Raw genomic sequence first — 15,751 nt, forward strand, 5'->3', positions numbered from 1 at the left:
CGAGCGGGGAAGGATGCTGCGGCCCCGCCCGATTCGGCAGCTCAGACGCGCCGCAGCAGCGAGATCGACATCGCGTCGGTGTTGTGACGGTGCGGCCACAGCTGCGCGCGGCCGCTGCCGTCGGCTTGCGGCGGCAGGCCGGGGTCGGCGTCCGACAGTGACGTGATGACATCCCGGGCGGAGATCTCCTCGAGCGCCGCACCCCACTCGCGGCGGATGTCAGCGACGACGCCCGACGTCTCGGCGAGGTGCGGCGAGCACGTCACGTACGCCACCACGCCGCCGGGCTTGAGGGCGCCCACCGCCTCGGTGAGAAGCTCCCGCTGCAGCTCGGTGAGCGCCGGCACATCGCTGGGCGCCTTGCGCCAGCGCGCCTCGGGACGCCGGCGCAGCGCGCCGAGCCCGGTGCACGGAGCGTCGACGAGGATACGGTCGTACGTCTCGGGCGCCTCCTGCGCGCGGACGCGGCCGTCCTCCTCCGACACCGGCACCTCGAGCGGGACGCCTGCGAGAGCCTGACGGACGAGCCCGGCGCGCGCCGGCGAGATCTCGTTGGCCTCGAGCACGGCCCCGCCCACCCGCGCCTCGGCGGCGAGCACGGCGGTCTTGCCGCCGGGGCCGGCGCACAGGTCGAGCCAGCGCTCGCCCTCGGCGATCGGCAGCGCGCGGGTGAGTGCCAGGGCGGCGAGCTGCGAGCCCTCGTCCTGGACGCGGAGGCGGCCGCGCGAGGTGCGCACCAGCGAATCGGGGTCACCACCGCCCAGGCGGAAGCCGATCGGCGAGAACGGCGTACGGCGCGCGTCGTCGGGGACGCCCGCGAGGTCGGGCAGGGCCGCCATCGTGACGCGGGGCGAGGCGTTGTCGGCGGTGAGGAGCGCCTCGAGCTCTTCGACGCGGCCTTCCGCCGCCAGCGCCCGCCGGAAGGCGCGCACCACCCACACGGGGTGGGAGAACAACAGGCCGAGCTGCTCGTCGTCGGAGCGCGCGCTCGCGGCGACGTGAGTCATCCAGTCGCCGGGGGTGTCACGCGAGACCCGTCGCAGCACGGCGTTGGCGAACCCCGCGGCGCCGCGTCCGCCCGCCCCGCGGGCGAGCTCGACGGACTCGTTCACCGCGGCATGGGAGGCGACCCGCGTCGACAGGAGCTGGTGCACGCCCAGCCGCAGCGCGTCGAGCACGGCGGGATCGATCTCGGAGACCGGGCGGTCGGCGGCGATCGCGATCACCGCGTCGTACGTGCCCTGGCGCCGGAGCGTGCCGTACGTGAGCTCGGTCGCGAGCGCGGCGTCGGCGGTGGTCAGCCCGGCGCGGGAGATCGCCGTCGGCAGCAGCAGGTTGGCGTACGCGTCCGACTCGTGGACGGCCCGCAGCGTGTCGTAGGCGACGCGGCGCGCCGCGACCGTGCGGCTCACGATCCCGCCACCAGGGTCGTCTCGCGGAGTCCTCGCCACCAGTCGGCGGCACGCATCGCGCCTTTGCCGGCGGGCTGCACCGTCTGGAGGACGATCGGCGAGGAGGCCGTGCCGGCGATCACCTGCTTGCCATGCAGGGCGAGCGCCCCCGGCGCGAGCGAGGGGGCGTCGCCGGGAGCGGGGGCGGCGGCGAGCACCTTGAAGCGGGCGCGGTCGATCGTGGTGTGCGCACCGGGCTCGGGCGTGACGCCGCGGATGCGGCCCAGCACGACGTGGGCGGGTTCGTCCCAGCGGATGCGGCCGTCCTCGTCGCCGAGCTTCGACGCGTAGGTGGTCTCACCCTGCTGGGCGCGCGCGACCGCCGTGCCGGCGGCGATCGCGTCGACCACGTCGCACAGCAGTCCGGCGCCTTCGTCGGAGAGCGAGGCGAGGAGGTCGCCGGCAGTGGCGTTCGCGGGGATCTCGACCGCGAGCTCTCCGAACACGTCGCCCGCGTCGAGCTCGGGCACGAGCTGGAACACGCTCGCCCCGGTGCGTGCGTCGCCGGCGATGAGCGCGTGCTGCACCGGGGCGGCGCCGCGCCAGCGCGGCAGCAGCGAGAAGTGCAGGTTGATCCAGCCGTGGGCCGGCGTCGACAGCAGCGGCTCGCGCACGAGTCCGCCGTAGGCGACGATCACGCCGAGGTCGGGCTCGAGGGCCGCGATCTCGGCCGAGACCGCCGCATCGAGACGGTCGGCGCGGATCACCGGGAGTCCGAGCTCCTCGGCGGCTGCCGCGACGGGCGACGGCGTCAGCACCCGCTTGCGCCCGAGCGGGGCGTCCTGGCGGGTGACGACCGCGGCGATGTCATGAGCGGATGCCGCAAGCCGGCGCAGCGACGGCACAGCCGGCGCGGGTGTGCCGGCGAAGACGAGACGCATGACTCTCCCGGAAGTCGAGGGTCAGAGATCGAGGTCGGGAACGTCGACCCGAACCTTCAGTGTATGGGCGGGTCCGGGTGTGCGACCCTTCGCCGGGCGGCGTCCCTTCACCGCGTGGCCGACGACCGACGCGCGCAGACTCTCGGTCACGCGGGCGCCGAGGCCGTAGTCGAACCGCACCAGCGCACGCACCGACTCGTCGTGCGCGATCGGACCGAGGACGGCGTCCGCATCGAGTTCGGGGACGGCGGTGCGCAGTTCGGCGATCGCGGTGTCGACCGCTCGGCGGGGTCCGTCGACGGAGGCCACGCGGACGGTCGGCGGCATGCGCAGCGGGGCGCGGTCGGCCAGCTCGGCACGGGCGTAGGCGGCCTGCGTCCACGTTGCGAGCGCGCGGGCGACCTCTCCCCCGACGCCGACGAGGTGCACGGGGGCCCCGGGCGCCGCGAGGGCCGCCGCATTCGACCACCAGCGCAGACACGATTCGCCGATGCGCAGGTCGTCGGCCATCAGCATCCGATCCCCGTCCAGCAGGATCACCGCGCGGAAGCCCCCGGCCGCGAGCGGCTCGGCGCCGCGCGTCGCCACCACGAGCGCCGGGCGCGCGTCGACCTCGGCGACCGGATGATCGCCGTCGGCGACGATCACGCGCGTGCCCGGGAATGCGCGTCCGAGTTCGTCGGCGGTGCGCTCGCTGCCGGACGAGGCCATCCGCAGCATGGTCGAGCGGCACTCGGGGCACGCCCACGCGTTCGCGGCGCGACCGCACCACGTGCACGTCGGCACGGCGCCCTGTCGGGCGGCATGGAGCGGGCCGCCGCAGTGCGCGCAGCGCGCGGGGTGCCGGCATTTCGCACACACGAGCACGGGGGCGTACCCGGGGCGCGCCACCTGGACCAGCACCGGACCTTCGGTGAGCGCCTCGCGTGCGGCGGCGAACGCCGACGACGGCACGCGGGCGGCGCGCGACTCCCCCTCGCGGTTCGCGCTCAGCACCACCCGCGGGCTCACACGACGCGCTGCGGGGAGATCGCGCACCCAGCCGACGGCGACGAGACGCTCGACGTCGGTGGTGCGGGTGTGCCCCGCGAAGACGAGGGATCCGCCGTGCAGCTCCTGCCGGAGCAGCGCGGCGTCGCGGGCGTGCACGCCGGGGCTGAGGGGCTCGCCCAGCAGCGGGTCGCCGTCGTCCCACAGCGCGACCAGTCCGAGCTCGGACACCGGCGCGTACACCGTGGAGCGGTTGCCGATCACGACGCACGGCGCCTCGGCGAGGGTGCGCAGGAACGCGGTGTACCGGGTCGGGCCGCTCTGCTTCGCGTCGTCGCGGACGAGGGCGTCGGCGGGGATGCGGGTCGCCAGCGCCGCTTCGAGCTGGGCGCGGTCGCGGTGGTCGGGCACGGCGATCACGGCGCTCCGCCCCGAAGCCAGCGTGTGCGTGGCGGCGGCGGCGAGGAGGATCGCCCACGACCCGACGACGGTGCCGTCGTCGAGGGTCGCGGGCACAGGCGGTGCGTCCAGCGCGAGACGTTCGCCACTGTCGAGCGCCTCGGCGAGCCCGGGGTACACGCCGAGCACGCCGTCGGCCCACGCGCGATCCGGATCGTCGATCACCGGCCGCTCCGGGGGGTCGGCCGCGAGCCACGCCTTCTCGGCGCGCACCATGCGCTTCGGGATCGCGAGACGAAGGATGTCGCCCGCCGATCCCGCGGCACGGTCGGCGGCGCGCCGCGCCAGCGCGTAGAGCGGCGGCGTCAGCACCGGCACCGGCGACACGACCGCCTCCAGCTGCGAGAGCGGGCGGTCCGAGGCATCCGGCTCCCCCACTTCGACGAGGAGCGCGTCGACCACCCGCCCGGCGCTGCGCAGGGGCACACGCACGCGCACACCGGGCACGGCGTCGGCGGCGAGCTCTGTCGGGATCTCGTAGTCGAAGAGACGGTCGAGCTGCGGCAGTGGTGAGTCGATCAGCACGCGCGCGACGCGGTGGGAGCGCCGCGGCCGATCGCCCAGGTCGGGTTCGTCGTCGTGCACCGCGGTCACGCGGCCGGCGTCAGAGCCCGGCTGCCGCGCGCAGCGCGTCGGCGCGGTCGGTGCGCTCCCACGTGAAGTCGGGCAGCTCGCGGCCGAAGTGGCCGTATGCCGCGGTCTGCGCGTAGATGGGCCGGAGCAGATCGAGCTGGTCGATGATCGCCTTCGGGCGCAGGTCGAACACGTCGAGGATCGCCTGGGTGATCACGTCGTCGGCCACGCGCCCCGTGCCGAACGTCTCGACGTAGAGCCCGACGGGCTTGGCCTTGCCGATCGCGTACGCGACCTGCACCTCGAGGCGGTCGGCCAGCCCTGCGGCGACGGCGTTCTTCGCCACCCAGCGCATCGCGTACGCGGCCGAGCGGTCGACCTTCGACGGGTCCTTGCCGCTGAACGCGCCGCCGCCGTGGCGCGACGCCCCGCCGTACGTGTCGATGATGATCTTGCGGCCGGTGAGGCCGGCGTCGCCCTTGGGGCCGCCGATGACGAACGGCCCGGCCGGGTTGATGTAGAAGTTCACGTCGGGCAGCTCGAGTCCGGTCGCCTCGAGCACCGGGTCGATGACCTCGGCGCGGACGGCCGCGCGCAGCGCCTTCTGCGAGATGTCGGGGTGGTGCTGTGTCGAGAGAACGACGGACTCGACGGTCTTCGGCGTCGCACCGTCGTACCCGAGGGTGACCTGGGTCTTGCCGTCGGGGCGCAGGAACGGCAGTTCGCCCGAGCGTCGCACCTCCGCGAGGCGCTCGGCCATGCGGTGCGCCGTCCACGCGGCCATCGGCATGAGCTGCGGCGTCTCGGTCGTCGCGTAGCCGAACATGATGCCCTGATCGCCCGCGCCCTGCAGATCGTGCGGGTCCTCGGAGCCGTCCTCACGGCGCTCGAACGCCTTGTCGACGCCCGCGGCGATGTCGGAGGACTGCGCGCCGATCGAGACGCTCACGCCGCAGGAGTCGCCATCGAAGCCGGTCTCGCTCGAGGTGTAGCCGATGCGGTTGACGACGTCGCGGACGATCGCCGGGATCTCGACGTACGCCGAGGTCGACACCTCGCCGGCGACATGGACGAGACCGGTGGTGACGAGGGTCTCGACCGCCACGCGCCCGTTCGGGTCGGCGTCCAGGATCGCGTCGAGGATCGAATCCGAGATCTGGTCGCAGATCTTGTCGGGGTGGCCCTCGGTGACGGATTCGGACGTGAACAGACGCAGGTCGGTCATCGGTACTCCAGTTGTCGTGGCTCCGGTCGTCGAGGCGTCCGGCCGCCGAGGGGGCGGACACCAGTATGCCCCCGAGGACGGACAGGGCCGTCCTCGGGGGCATCGAGGCTGTGTCGGATTACTCCGCGCGACGAAGGCGCAGCTTGTCCTCGTGGATCTCGTGCATCGCGATGGTGAGCGGCTTGTCCTCGACGGTCGAGTCGACGAGCGGACCCACGTTGTCGAACAGGTTGCCCTCGTGGAGGTCGGAGTAGTAGTCGTTGATCTGACGCGCTCGCTTGGACGCGAAGATCACGAGCTGGTACTTCGAGTCGACCTTCTCGAGCAGGCTGTCGATGGGGGGCTCGATGATGCCCTGGTTCGTTCCGGCCATGGCGAAACCTCCTGGATCGGATGGAAAAGAGAGTCTGCGGAGCCTCGGGGTGCCGAGGCATCCCACCATTCTACGTGACGGGACGGCGTCAGCGCGCGAGGCGGGCGACCTCGTCCGCCGCGCGGGCGACGTCGTCGTTCACGACGCGGTAGTCGAACTCGCCCTGCGAGGCGAGTTCGGTCTTCGCGGTGCGCAGGCGCCGGGCGCGCTCGGCGGCGTCTTCGGTGCCGCGGCCGACGAGACGCTGCACGAGCTCATCCCAGCTGGGCGGCAGCAGGAACACGAGCGTCGCCGACGGGTCGGCGTCCCGCACCTGGCGGGCGCCCTGCAGGTCGATCTCGAGGAGCACCGTGCGCCCTTCGGCGAGGGCCTTCTCGATCGGACCACGCGGAGTGCCGTAGCGGTACGCGTTGTGGACGGTGGCGTGCTCGAGCAGCTCGCCGTCCCGGACCATGCGGTCGAACTCGGCGTCGTCGACGAAGAAGTAGTGCTCGCCGTCGACCTCGCCCGGCCGCGGCGCGCGCGTCGTCGCCGACACCGACAGCAGGATCTCGGGGTGGTGCTCCTTGATGTGCGCGGCGACGGTGCCCTTGCCCACCGCGGTGGGACCGGCGAGCACGACGAGGCGGCTCCGGCCGGCGCGGGGCTCGGCCTCGGGCCACCGCGTGTCGAGGAAGTTGCGAAGGTCCTCCCGCTGGCGCGAGCCGAGGCCGCCCAGACGCTTGACCGGCGAGATCTCGAGGTCCTGCAGGATGCGGTCCCGCTTGCCCTCGCCGATCGCGGGGATCGCGGTGAGGAACTCGGGCACGCGCATCGCGCCGGCCGGTGACGTGGGCTCGGCGAGGGCACGGCGCAGCAGCTCCTGCGGCGTGATCACCCGCATCGCGACGTCCTTCTTGAGGGCGGCGCGTTCACGACGGGCGGCGACGGCGCGACGAGAGGCGGCGACACGGTCGACCTCAGGGGGCCTCCCCTGCGTGCCGGGGGCGTGGGGCGGGGCCTCATCAGGGGTTTCCTGAAATGGTCGCGCCTGCGCGCCGGGGGCGTGGGGCGGAGCCCCATCAGGCAGGGTTCGCGAATCGGGCATTTCAATCACCACGGTAGAGAAGGGCGCGCTCCGAGATGCGCGCGGCGAGCCGGTCGGGTCCGGCAGCCAGGATGCTGCGGCTCTCAGACGCTACCACCGCTTCCTGCAGGACGCCGAAGCGCTCACCGAGATGATGCGGTTCCGCGCCCTGGTGGCCGAAGCCCGGGCCGAGGATCGGCGCCACCGGAGAGAACTCCTGGAGGCCCGCATCTCTCCAGTCCACGGTGCCGCCGATGACGAAGCCGAGGCTCCCCCACTCGCCGTCGGTAGTGGTGCGCGCGTTGCGTTCCGAGACCTCGCGCACGATCCCGGCCGAGACCGTGTCGCCGTCCGCGTGGTGTGCGCGCTGCAGCCCGAGCGCCTCGGGGTTGCTCGTCGCGGCGAGCACGAACACGCCCTTGCCGTGGCGCAGCGCGAGCTCGAACGTGCCGTCGAGCGCGCCGACGCCGAGGAAGGGGCTGACGGTGAGCGCATCGGCTTCGAGCGACGAGCCGGGCGTGAGCCAGGCCTGCGCGTACGCATCCATCGTGGTGCCGATGTCGCCCCGCTTGGCGTCGGCGATCACGAGGAGGCCGGCGTCGCGGGCCGCCGCCAGCACGTCTTCCAGGGCGGCGAAGCCCGCGGACCCGTACACCTCGAAGAACGAGACCTGCGGCTTGACGACGGCGACCCGGCCGGAGGCCGCCTCGACCACGCGCAGGCCGAACTCGCGCGCACCCGCGGCCGAGGCATCCAATCCCCACTCCGCGAGGAGATGGGCGTGCGGATCGATGCCGACGCACAGCTGGCCGTGCGTCGCCATCCCCGCGCGGATGCGCTCACCGAATGAGGTCATGCGCCCACCCGGTCGGCCGCGTACTCCTGCAGGCTCTTGACGTCGAAGCCGTTGCGCAGCACCGGCAGCGCGCTCACCGCGGCACCCAGGACCGCCATCGTGGTGAACAGCGCCTTGTCGCCGGCGACGGCCGCGGCGCGGATCTCGTAGCCGTCGGCGCGGGTGGCGCCGCCGGACGGCGTGTTCACGACGATGTCGATCTCGCCGGCGTTGATGAGGTCGACGATGTTGGTGTCCCCCGAGCCCTGCGTCTCGGAGTACTTGCCCACGACGCGCACGTCGATGCCGTTGCGCGAGAGGATCTCGGCGGTGCCCTCGGTCGCGACGAGGTCGAAGCCGAGCTCCTGCAGGCGGTGGGCCGGGAGGATCACGGCGCGCTTGTCGGCATCGGCGACCGAGATGAACACGGTGCCCGACTGCGGCATGCCGCCGTACGCGGCCTCCTGCGACTTCGCGAACGCGGTCGGGAAGTCCCGGTCGATGCCCATGACCTCGCCGGTCGAGCGCATCTCGGGACCGAGCACCGAGTCGACGGTCTGGCCGTCGCGCGTGCGGAACCGCTTGAAGGGCAGCACCGCCTCCTTGACGGCGACGGGGGCGTCGAGCGGCACGCGCGAGCCGTCCTGCTCGGGCAGCAGCCCTTCGGCCTTCAGTTCGGCGATCGTGGCGCCGGCCATGATCCGCGAGGCCGCCTTCGCGAGCGGGATGCCGAGCGCCTTCGACACGAACGGCACCGTGCGGCTCGCGCGGGGGTTCGCCTCGATGACGTAGAGCACGCCGGCCGAGATCGCGAACTGCACGTTGAGCAGGCCCCGTACGCCCACGCCCTCGGCGATGGCGCGCGTCGCCTCGCGCACGCGGTCGATGTCGGTGCGGCCGAGGCTCACCGGCGGCAGCGTGCACGACGAGTCACCGGAGTGGATGCCGGCCTCCTCGAGGTGCTCCATGACGCCGCCGATGTAGAGCTCGTCGCCGTCGTACAGCGCGTCCACGTCGAGCTCGATGGCGTCGTCGAGGAAGCGGTCGACCAGCAGCGGGAGTCCCGGGCCGATGATCGCCTCGCCCGCGACGCGTACGAAGTAGTCGCGCAGCGCCTCGGTCGAGTACACGATCTCCATGCCCCGGCCGCCGAGCACGAAGCTCGGGCGGACCAGCACCGGGTAGCCGATCTCTTCGGCGACCGCGACGGCGCCCTCGACGTCGATCGCGGTGCCGTTGCGCGGCGCGACGAGACCGGCGTCGTCGAGCAGCCGCGAGAAGAGCTCGCGCTCCTCGGCGAGGTCGATCGCCGCGGGCTTGGTGCCCAGGATCGTGTACCCGGCCTCCTCGATGCCCTTGGCGAGCGCGAGCGGCGTCTGGCCGCCGAGCTGGCAGATGACGCCGAGGATCTTCCCCGACTGCGCCTCCGCGTGCAGCACCTCGAGGACGTCCTCGAGGGTCAGCGGCTCGAAGTACAGGCGGTCGGACGTGTCGTAGTCGGTCGACACGGTCTCGGGGTTGCAGTTGACCATGACCGTCTCGTAGCCCGCGTCCGACAGCGCGAACGACGCGTGCACGCACGAGTAGTCGAACTCGACGCCCTGTCCGATGCGGTTCGGGCCCGAGCCGATGATGACGACCTTCGTGCGCTCCGACGGCGTGACCTCGGTCTCGACGTCGTAGCTCGAGTAGTGGTAGGGCGTCAGCGCCGGGAACTCCCCTGCGCACGTGTCGACCGTCTTGTAGACGGGACGGATGCCGAGACCGTGACGGATGCCGCGCACCTGCGTCTCGCTGTCACCGCGCAGCTGCGCCACCTGGGCGTCGCTGAAGCCGTGCTCCTTCGCGATGCGCAGGGTGGCGGCATCCAGCTCCCCCGCCGTGGCGACGAAGTCGGCGACCTCGTTGATGAGGACGATCTGGTCGAGGAACCACGGGTCGATCTTGGTGGCCTCGAACGCCTGCTCGACCGTGGCGCCCTTGCGAAGCGCCTGCTGCAGCACGACGATGCGGCCGTCGGTCGGGGTCTTCGCGATCTCGAGGAGCTCCTCCACCGAACGGGGCTCGTCGCCCCAGTGGAAGCTCGAGCCGCGCTTCTCGAGCGAGCGCAGCGCCTTCTGCAGCGCGGTCGCGTAGTTGCGGCCGATCGCCATCGCCTCGCCCACGGACTTCATGGTGGTGGTGAGGGTGGTGTCGGCGGCCGGGAACTTCTCGAAGTTGAAGCGCGGCACCTTGACGACGACGTAGTCGAGCGTCGGCTCGAAGCTCGCCGGCGTCACCTTGGTGATGTCGTTGGGGATCTCGTCGAGGCGGTAGCCGATGGCGAGCTTCGCGGCGATCTTCGCGATCGGGAAGCCGGTGGCCTTCGACGCGAGCGCCGACGAGCGCGACACGCGCGGGTTCATCTCGATGACGATGATGCGCCCGTTGGTCGGGTCGACCGCGAACTGGATGTTGCAGCCGCCGGTGTCGACGCCGACGGCGCGGATGATGTCGATCCCGATGTCGCGCAGCTTCTGGTACTCGCGGTCGGTGAGGGTGAGCGCCGGGGCGACCGTGATGGAGTCGCCGGTGTGCACGCCGACCGGGTCGACGTTCTCGATCGAGCAGACGACGACCGTGTTGTCGGCGGTGTCGCGCATGAGCTCGAGCTCGTACTCCTTCCACCCGAGGATGGACTCCTCGAGCAGCACCTCGTTCGTCGGCGAGTCGTGCAGGCCCGCGCCGCCGATGCGGCGCAGGTCCTCCTCGTCGTACGCGAAGCCGGAGCCGAGGCCGCCCATCGTGAACGACGGGCGCACGACGAGCGGGTAGCCCAGCTTCTCGGCGCCGGCGAGCAGTTCGTCCATGGTGTGGCAGATGACGGATGCCGCGACATCGGCGCCCGCTGCGAGCACGAGCTCCTTGAAGATCTGGCGGTCCTCGCCCTTGTTGATCGCCTCGAAGTCGGCGCCGATGAGCTCGACGCCGTACTTCTCGAGGATGCCGTGCTTGTGCAGGTCGATCGCCGCGTTGAGGGCTGTCTGACCGCCGAGCGTCGGCAGGATCGCGTCGGGCTTCTCCTTCGCGATGATCGTCTCGATCACGCGCCAGTTGATGGGCTCGATGTAGGTCGCGTCGGCGAAGTCCGGGTCGGTCATGATCGTCGCCGGGTTCGAGTTCACGAGGATGACGCGTACGCCCTCCTCGCGGAGCACGCGGCAGGCCTGGGTGCCCGAGTAGTCGAACTCGCACGCCTGACCGATGACGATCGGGCCGGAGCCGATGACCAGGACGGAGTTGATGTCGTCGCGCTTGGGCATTACTTCGCGTCCTTCGTGGAGTGGTGGGCGACGACCAGGTCGCGGAACCGGTCGAACAGGTAGTTGGCGTCGTGGGGGCCGGCAGCCGCCTCGGGGTGGTATTGCACCGAGAACGCCGGGATGTCGAGCGCCCGCAGGCCTTCGACGACCTGGTCGTTCAGGCCGACGTGGCTGACCTCGACCTTGCCGTAGCCGTTCGGGCTGTCGAACGAGCCCTCGACGGGTGCGTCGACCGCGAAGCCGTGGTTGTGCGCGGTGATCTCGACGCGGCCCGTGGCCTTGTCGAGCACGGGCTGGTTGATGCCGCGGTGGCCGAACGGCAGCTTGTACGTGCCGAGGCCGAGGGCGCGGCCCAGCAGCTGGTTGCCGAAGCAGATGCCGAAGAAGGGCAGGCCCGCGTCGAGGACGCCGCGCAGCAGCTCGACGTGGGCGCCCGATGCGGCGGGATCGCCGGGGCCGTTCGAGTAGAACACCGCGACCGGGTCGATCGCGCGGATGCCGTCGATGGTGACGTCCTGCGGGAGCACGTGCACCTCGAAGCCGCGGGCGGCGAGGTTGTCGACCGTCGCCTGCTTCACGCCCAGGTCGAGCACCGCGAGGTTGCCGATGCGCTCGCCCAGGGCCGGCGTGATCTCCGCGGCGGCCACCGAGACCCGGGCCGAGAGGTTCTGGCCCGCCATCTCGGGCGCCTCGCGCACGAGGCGCAGCTGCTCCTCGGGGTCGATCCGTGCGGCCTCGCCCGAGAAGATCGCGCCGCGCATGCTGCCGGCCGAGCGGATGTGGCGCGTGACCGCGCGCGTGTCGATGCCGCTGATGCCGACCACCCCGTCGTTCACGAGCGCGTCGTCGAGTGACTCGTCGGCGCGCCAGTTCGAGACCACGCGCGAGGGATCGCGAACGATGTAGCCCGACACCCAGATGCGCCGGGACTCGGGGTCCTCGTCGTTCATGCCGGTGTTGCCGATGTGCGGTGCCGTCTGCAGCACGATCTGGCCCGCGTACGACGGATCGGTCAGCGTCTCCTGGTAGCCGGTCATGCCGGTGGCGAAGACGACTTCGCCGATGGTGGTGCCGAGGGCGCCGTAGGCGCGTCCGACGTGGCGGGTCCCGTCCTCGAGCACGAGGACGGCCGGGTCGGTCTGGAACAGGGAGGTCATGCGTCGGTTCCCGTCTGGGTCGGGGGAAGGATGCCGGCCACGGCGTCCGCGAGGGCGCGGGCCGAGGCATCCTGGGGTCGGAGATAGGAGTCGACGACGGTGCCGTCGTCGAGGCGCCACGCGAGGCGCACGAGGCCGTCGGGCTCGACCACGCGGTCGATCGCCACCGTCGCCTGCGCGACGTCCTCGATCCGGTCGGCCGCGAGGAACACCCGCGGCTTGCCCGTCAGGTCGAGTGCGAGCCCGGCGTCGGTGACCGTCACGTCCGAGCGCGAGCGGAAGGCGAGGCCGCCGATGGCGAGCCGCTCGAGCGGGTCGCCGTGGCGCGTGGTCGCGACGTAGAGCGTCGGGAACGCCGAGAGCGTCGCCGCCCCGGCGGGGATCTCGCCGACGGGCGCGACCAGTGCCGCGTCGCGCCGGGTTCGTCGCCACCAGGCCCACACCAGCACCCCGAGGAGCGCGATCGTGACCGCGACGATCACGCCGAGCGCGCCCTCGCGGGTCATGCGTGCGCTCCCGGCGTGTCGAGGAGCGTGCCGTCGGCGACCGTGACGGTGCCCTGGTGCAGCGTCCAGCGGACGTCACCCGGGAGTTCGCGGCCGAGATACGGCGAGTTCACGCTGCGGCCGCGCAGGTCGTCGGTCGTGAAGGTGCGGCGCGGTGACGGATCGTAGAACGCGAGGGATGCCGGCTGGCCCTCCGTGAGAGGGGTGCCGTGGCCGGCGAGGCGCCCGATGCGGGCGGGCTCGCGCGACATCACCCGCGCGACGTCGCCCCACGTGATGAGGCCGGTGTCGATCATCGACTGCTGCACGACCCGCAGGGCGCTCTCGAGTCCGACCATGCCGTTGGCGGCCGCGTGCCACTCGCACGCCTTCGCCTCCGTGGGGTGCGGCGCGTGGTCTGTGGCGACGATGTCGATCGTGCCGTCGGCGAGGCCCTCGCGCACGGCGAGCACGTCCTCCTCGCGGCGCAGCGGCGGGTTGACCTTGAAGCGGGCGTCGTAGTCTCGCACCAGCTCGTCGGTGAGGAGCAGGTGGTGCGGCGTGACCTCCGCGGTGACGTTCACGCCGCGGCGCTTGGCCCACCGGATGATCTCGACCGATCCCGCAGTGGAGAGGTGGCAGACATGCAGGCGCGAGCCGACGTGCTCGGCGAGGAGAACGTCGCGGGCGATGATCGACTCCTCGGCGACCGCGGGCCAGCCGGCGAGACCGAGCTCGGCCGACACGGCGCCCTCGTTCATCTGCGCGCCCTCGGTGAGGCGCGGGTCCTGTGCGTGCTGCGCGATGACGCCGTCGAACGCCTTCACGTACTCGAGCGCTCGCCGCATGATGAGCGGATCCCACACGCAGAAGCCGTCGTCGCTGAACACGCGGACCCGGGCGCGCGAGTCGGCCATGGCGCCGAGCTCGGCGAGACGCTCGCCCTTCTGGCCCACCGTGACGGCGCCGATCGGCTGCACGGTGACGTAGCCGGCGGCCTCGCCCAGGGCGAGCTCCTGCTCGACGACGCCCGCGGTGTCGGCGACCGGGGACGTGTTGGGCATCGCGAACACGGCGGTGTACCCGCCGGCCGCGGCGGCGCGCGATCCGGTGAGGATGGTCTCGGATGCCTCGTACCCGGGCTCGCGCAGGTGCGTGTGGAGGTCGACCAGGCCGGGCAGCAGCACGAGTCCGTCGACGTCGATCTCGGTCGCGCCGGCGCGGCTGACGCCCGTGCCGATGGCGGCGATGATGCCGTCTGCGACGAGGACGTCGGCGGCCGTGGATCCTTCGACCAGTGCGCCGCGGAAGAGAAGGGTCTCGCTCATCGGGTGTTCTCCTTCTCTGTGGCGTCCGGGGCGTCCGCCGCCGTCGGGTTCTCGGCCGGGGTGCGCTCCGCGCCCGCCAGCAGCAGGTACAGCGCGGCCATGCGCACCGAGACACCGTTGGTCACCTGCTCGAGGACGGTCGAGCGCGGCGAGTCAGCGGCCTCTGCGGAGATCTCCAGGCCCCGGTTCATGGGTCCGGGGTGCATGACAATGCTATCCGCTCCGAGTGCCTGAAGTCGGCGGGCGTCCAGGCCCCAGCGGCGTGAATACTCCCGTTCAGTGGGGAAATACGCCGCGTTCATCCGCTCCAGCTGGATGCGCAGCATCATCAGTGCGTCGGGGCCCTCGGCGATCGCCTCGTCGAGGCCGTACCGCACGTCGACCGGCCAGTTCGTCATGTCCTGGGGCACGAGCGTGGGCGGCGACACCAGCGTCACGCGCGCGCCGAGGGTGTTCAGCAGCCACACGTTCGAGCGTGCGACCCGTGAGTGCAGCACGTCGCCGACGATCGTGACCTTGACGCCGGCGAGGTCACGACCGCGGCTGTCGCCGGCGAACCGGCGCTTGCGGATCGTGAACGCGTCGAGCAGCGCCTGGGTCGGGTGTTCGTGCGTCCCATCGCCGGCGTTGACGACGCCCGCGCTGATCCAGCCGCTGGTGGCCAGGGTTCTCGGAGCACCGGACGCGCCGTGGCGGATGACGACGGCATCCGCGCCCATCGCCTCGAGCGTCTGCGCGGTGTCCTGCAGGGACTCGCCCTTCGAGACGCTCGAGCCCTTTGCGGAGAAGTTGATGACGTCGGCCGAGAGCCGCTTCGCGGCCGCCTCGAACGAGATGCGGGTGCGCGTGGAGTCCTCGAAGAAGAGGTTGACGACCGTCTTGCCGCGCAGCGTCGGGAGCTTCTTGACCTCGCGCTGCTGCGTGTCGGCCATGTCCTCCGCGACGTCGAGGATGCGCAGCGCGTCCTCGCGGGAGAGGGTCTGGGTATCGAGCAGGTGCCTCATGACTCGATCGTCACCTCCTCGACGCCGTCGGTCTCGGCGAGGCGCACGTTCACGCGCTCGTCGCGGGCGCTCGGCAGGTTCTTGCCGACGAAGTCCGGCCGGATGGGCAGCTCGCGGTGCCCGCGGTCGACCAGCGTCGCCAGCCGCACGGCGGCGGGACGGCCGATGTCCTGCAGGGCGTCGAGAGCGGCGCGGATGCTGCGACCCGAGAAGAGCACGTCATCCACGAGGACGACGACCTTGCCGTCGATGCCGCCGGCCGGGATCTGCGTCGGCTGCGGCGCGCGGGTCGGATTGCGGTGCAGGTCGTCGCGGTACATCGTGACGTCGAGCGATCCGACCGGGACGGGGGCGCCGCCGAACTGGGCGACGAGCGCGCCGACGCGGTGGGCGAGGGTGACGCCGCGAGTGGGGATGCCGAGGAGGACCAGTCCTTCAGGGCCCTTGTTGGACTCCAGGATCTCGTGGGAGATCCGAGTCAGGGCCCGGGCGATGTCGGCCTCGTGCAGCACGGTGCGCGTGCTCATCCGCCGCTCCCTTCTCCGCCTCACGGGACGGTGTTAAAGGTTGCTGTGATCGTCGTCCAGTCTACGACACGGCGAAGGCCGGACCCGAACCGGGT

At 72.1% G+C, this 15,751-nt stretch carries 13 protein-coding genes; all 13 read right to left on the bottom strand.

The features are described from left to right. Window positions 1-41: 41 nt before the first annotated feature. The 13 genes from ACEYYH_RS09820 to pyrR all read right to left on the bottom strand — a co-directional run bounded on the left by ACEYYH_RS09820 (window position 42) and on the right by pyrR (window position 15,656). Window positions 42-1,412 (bottom strand): RsmB/NOP family class I SAM-dependent RNA methyltransferase, encoded by a 1,371-nt coding sequence (locus tag ACEYYH_RS09820; RefSeq protein WP_374977985.1) that lies wholly within the window; start codon window positions 1,410-1,412, stop codon window positions 42-44. Then, complete coding sequence (gene fmt / locus ACEYYH_RS09825) at window positions 1,409-2,332, bottom strand: methionyl-tRNA formyltransferase (protein WP_374977986.1); 924 nt, start codon at window positions 2,330-2,332, stop codon at window positions 1,409-1,411. The genes ACEYYH_RS09820 and fmt overlap by 4 nt, the downstream gene beginning before the upstream one ends. 21 nt (window positions 2,333-2,353) lie before the next feature. After that, window positions 2,354-4,375 carry a primosomal protein N' gene (locus ACEYYH_RS09830; RefSeq protein ID WP_374977987.1) on the bottom strand — a complete coding sequence of 674 codons (2,022 nt, stop codon included), beginning with the start codon at window positions 4,373-4,375 and terminating at the stop codon, window positions 2,354-2,356. A gap of 10 nt (window positions 4,376-4,385) precedes the next feature. Further along, window positions 4,386-5,579, bottom strand: coding sequence for a methionine adenosyltransferase (gene metK / locus ACEYYH_RS09835; protein WP_374977988.1), 1,194 nt, complete (start codon window positions 5,577-5,579; stop codon window positions 4,386-4,388). A 118-nt stretch (window positions 5,580-5,697) separates the two neighbouring features. Then, window positions 5,698-5,952 (bottom strand): DNA-directed RNA polymerase subunit omega, encoded by a 255-nt coding sequence (gene rpoZ, locus ACEYYH_RS09840; RefSeq protein WP_018170775.1) that lies wholly within the window; start codon window positions 5,950-5,952, stop codon window positions 5,698-5,700. Between the two features lie 88 nt (window positions 5,953-6,040). After that, complete coding sequence (gmk, locus tag ACEYYH_RS09845; RefSeq protein ID WP_374978199.1) at window positions 6,041-7,021, bottom strand: guanylate kinase; 981 nt, start codon at window positions 7,019-7,021, stop codon at window positions 6,041-6,043. A 19-nt stretch (window positions 7,022-7,040) separates the two neighbouring features. Next, window positions 7,041-7,874 carry an orotidine-5'-phosphate decarboxylase gene (pyrF, locus tag ACEYYH_RS09850; RefSeq protein WP_374977989.1) on the bottom strand — a complete coding sequence of 278 codons (834 nt, stop codon included), beginning with the start codon at window positions 7,872-7,874 and terminating at the stop codon, window positions 7,041-7,043. Next, complete coding sequence (carB, locus tag ACEYYH_RS09855; RefSeq protein WP_374977990.1) at window positions 7,871-11,155, bottom strand: carbamoyl-phosphate synthase large subunit; 3,285 nt, start codon at window positions 11,153-11,155, stop codon at window positions 7,871-7,873. Before carB ends, pyrF begins: the two co-directional genes overlap by 4 nt. Further along, a complete protein-coding gene (gene carA / locus ACEYYH_RS09860) occupies window positions 11,155-12,312 on the bottom strand; it encodes a glutamine-hydrolyzing carbamoyl-phosphate synthase small subunit (RefSeq protein ID WP_374977991.1) in 1,158 nt (385 codons plus the stop codon). Before carA ends, carB begins: the two co-directional genes overlap by 1 nt. After that, complete coding sequence (locus tag ACEYYH_RS09865; RefSeq protein WP_374977992.1) at window positions 12,309-12,818, bottom strand: hypothetical protein; 510 nt, start codon at window positions 12,816-12,818, stop codon at window positions 12,309-12,311. The genes carA and ACEYYH_RS09865 overlap by 4 nt, the downstream gene beginning before the upstream one ends. Continuing rightward, the gene (locus ACEYYH_RS09870; protein ID WP_374977993.1) at window positions 12,815-14,125 is read right to left on the bottom strand and encodes a dihydroorotase; all 1,311 of its coding nucleotides are present in this window, start codon (window positions 14,123-14,125) and stop codon (window positions 12,815-12,817) included. The genes ACEYYH_RS09865 and ACEYYH_RS09870 overlap by 4 nt, the downstream gene beginning before the upstream one ends. Continuing rightward, window positions 14,122-15,129: an aspartate carbamoyltransferase catalytic subunit gene (locus tag ACEYYH_RS09875; protein ID WP_374977994.1), complete on the bottom strand. Its 1,008-nt coding sequence runs from the start codon at window positions 15,127-15,129 to the stop codon at window positions 14,122-14,124. Before ACEYYH_RS09875 ends, ACEYYH_RS09870 begins: the two co-directional genes overlap by 4 nt. Beyond that, window positions 15,126-15,656 (bottom strand): bifunctional pyr operon transcriptional regulator/uracil phosphoribosyltransferase PyrR, encoded by a 531-nt coding sequence (pyrR, locus tag ACEYYH_RS09880; RefSeq protein ID WP_116193512.1) that lies wholly within the window; start codon window positions 15,654-15,656, stop codon window positions 15,126-15,128. Before pyrR ends, ACEYYH_RS09875 begins: the two co-directional genes overlap by 4 nt. Window positions 15,657-15,751: the final 95 nt, after the last annotated feature.

The sequence above is a fragment of the Microbacterium trichothecenolyticum genome (assembly GCF_041938625.1).
GTDB lineage: Bacteria > Actinomycetota > Actinomycetes > Actinomycetales > Microbacteriaceae > Microbacterium > Microbacterium trichothecenolyticum_D.

What these genes read in the sequence shown, in the direction of transcription:
- fmt (WP_374977986.1), bottom strand. Translation starts at nt 2,332, where the DNA reads ATGCGTCTCGTCTTCGCCGGCACACCCGCGCCGGCTGTGCCGTCGCTG.
- metK (WP_374977988.1), bottom strand. Translation starts at nt 5,579, where the DNA reads ATGACCGACCTGCGTCTGTTCACGTCCGAATCCGTCACCGAGGGCCAC.
- rpoZ (WP_018170775.1), bottom strand. Translation starts at nt 5,952, where the DNA reads ATGGCCGGAACGAACCAGGGCATCATCGAGCCCCCCATCGACAGCCTG.
- pyrF (WP_374977989.1), bottom strand. Translation starts at nt 7,874, where the DNA reads ATGACCTCATTCGGTGAGCGCATCCGCGCGGGGATGGCGACGCACGGC.
- carB (WP_374977990.1), bottom strand. Translation starts at nt 11,155, where the DNA reads ATGCCCAAGCGCGACGACATCAACTCCGTCCTGGTCATCGGCTCCGGC.
- carA (WP_374977991.1), bottom strand. Translation starts at nt 12,312, where the DNA reads ATGACCTCCCTGTTCCAGACCGACCCGGCCGTCCTCGTGCTCGAGGAC.
- ACEYYH_RS09865 (WP_374977992.1), bottom strand. Translation starts at nt 12,818, where the DNA reads ATGACCCGCGAGGGCGCGCTCGGCGTGATCGTCGCGGTCACGATCGCG.
- ACEYYH_RS09870 (WP_374977993.1), bottom strand. Translation starts at nt 14,125, where the DNA reads ATGAGCGAGACCCTTCTCTTCCGCGGCGCACTGGTCGAAGGATCCACG.
- ACEYYH_RS09875 (WP_374977994.1), bottom strand. Translation starts at nt 15,129, where the DNA reads ATGAGGCACCTGCTCGATACCCAGACCCTCTCCCGCGAGGACGCGCTG.
- pyrR (WP_116193512.1), bottom strand. Translation starts at nt 15,656, where the DNA reads ATGAGCACGCGCACCGTGCTGCACGAGGCCGACATCGCCCGGGCCCTG.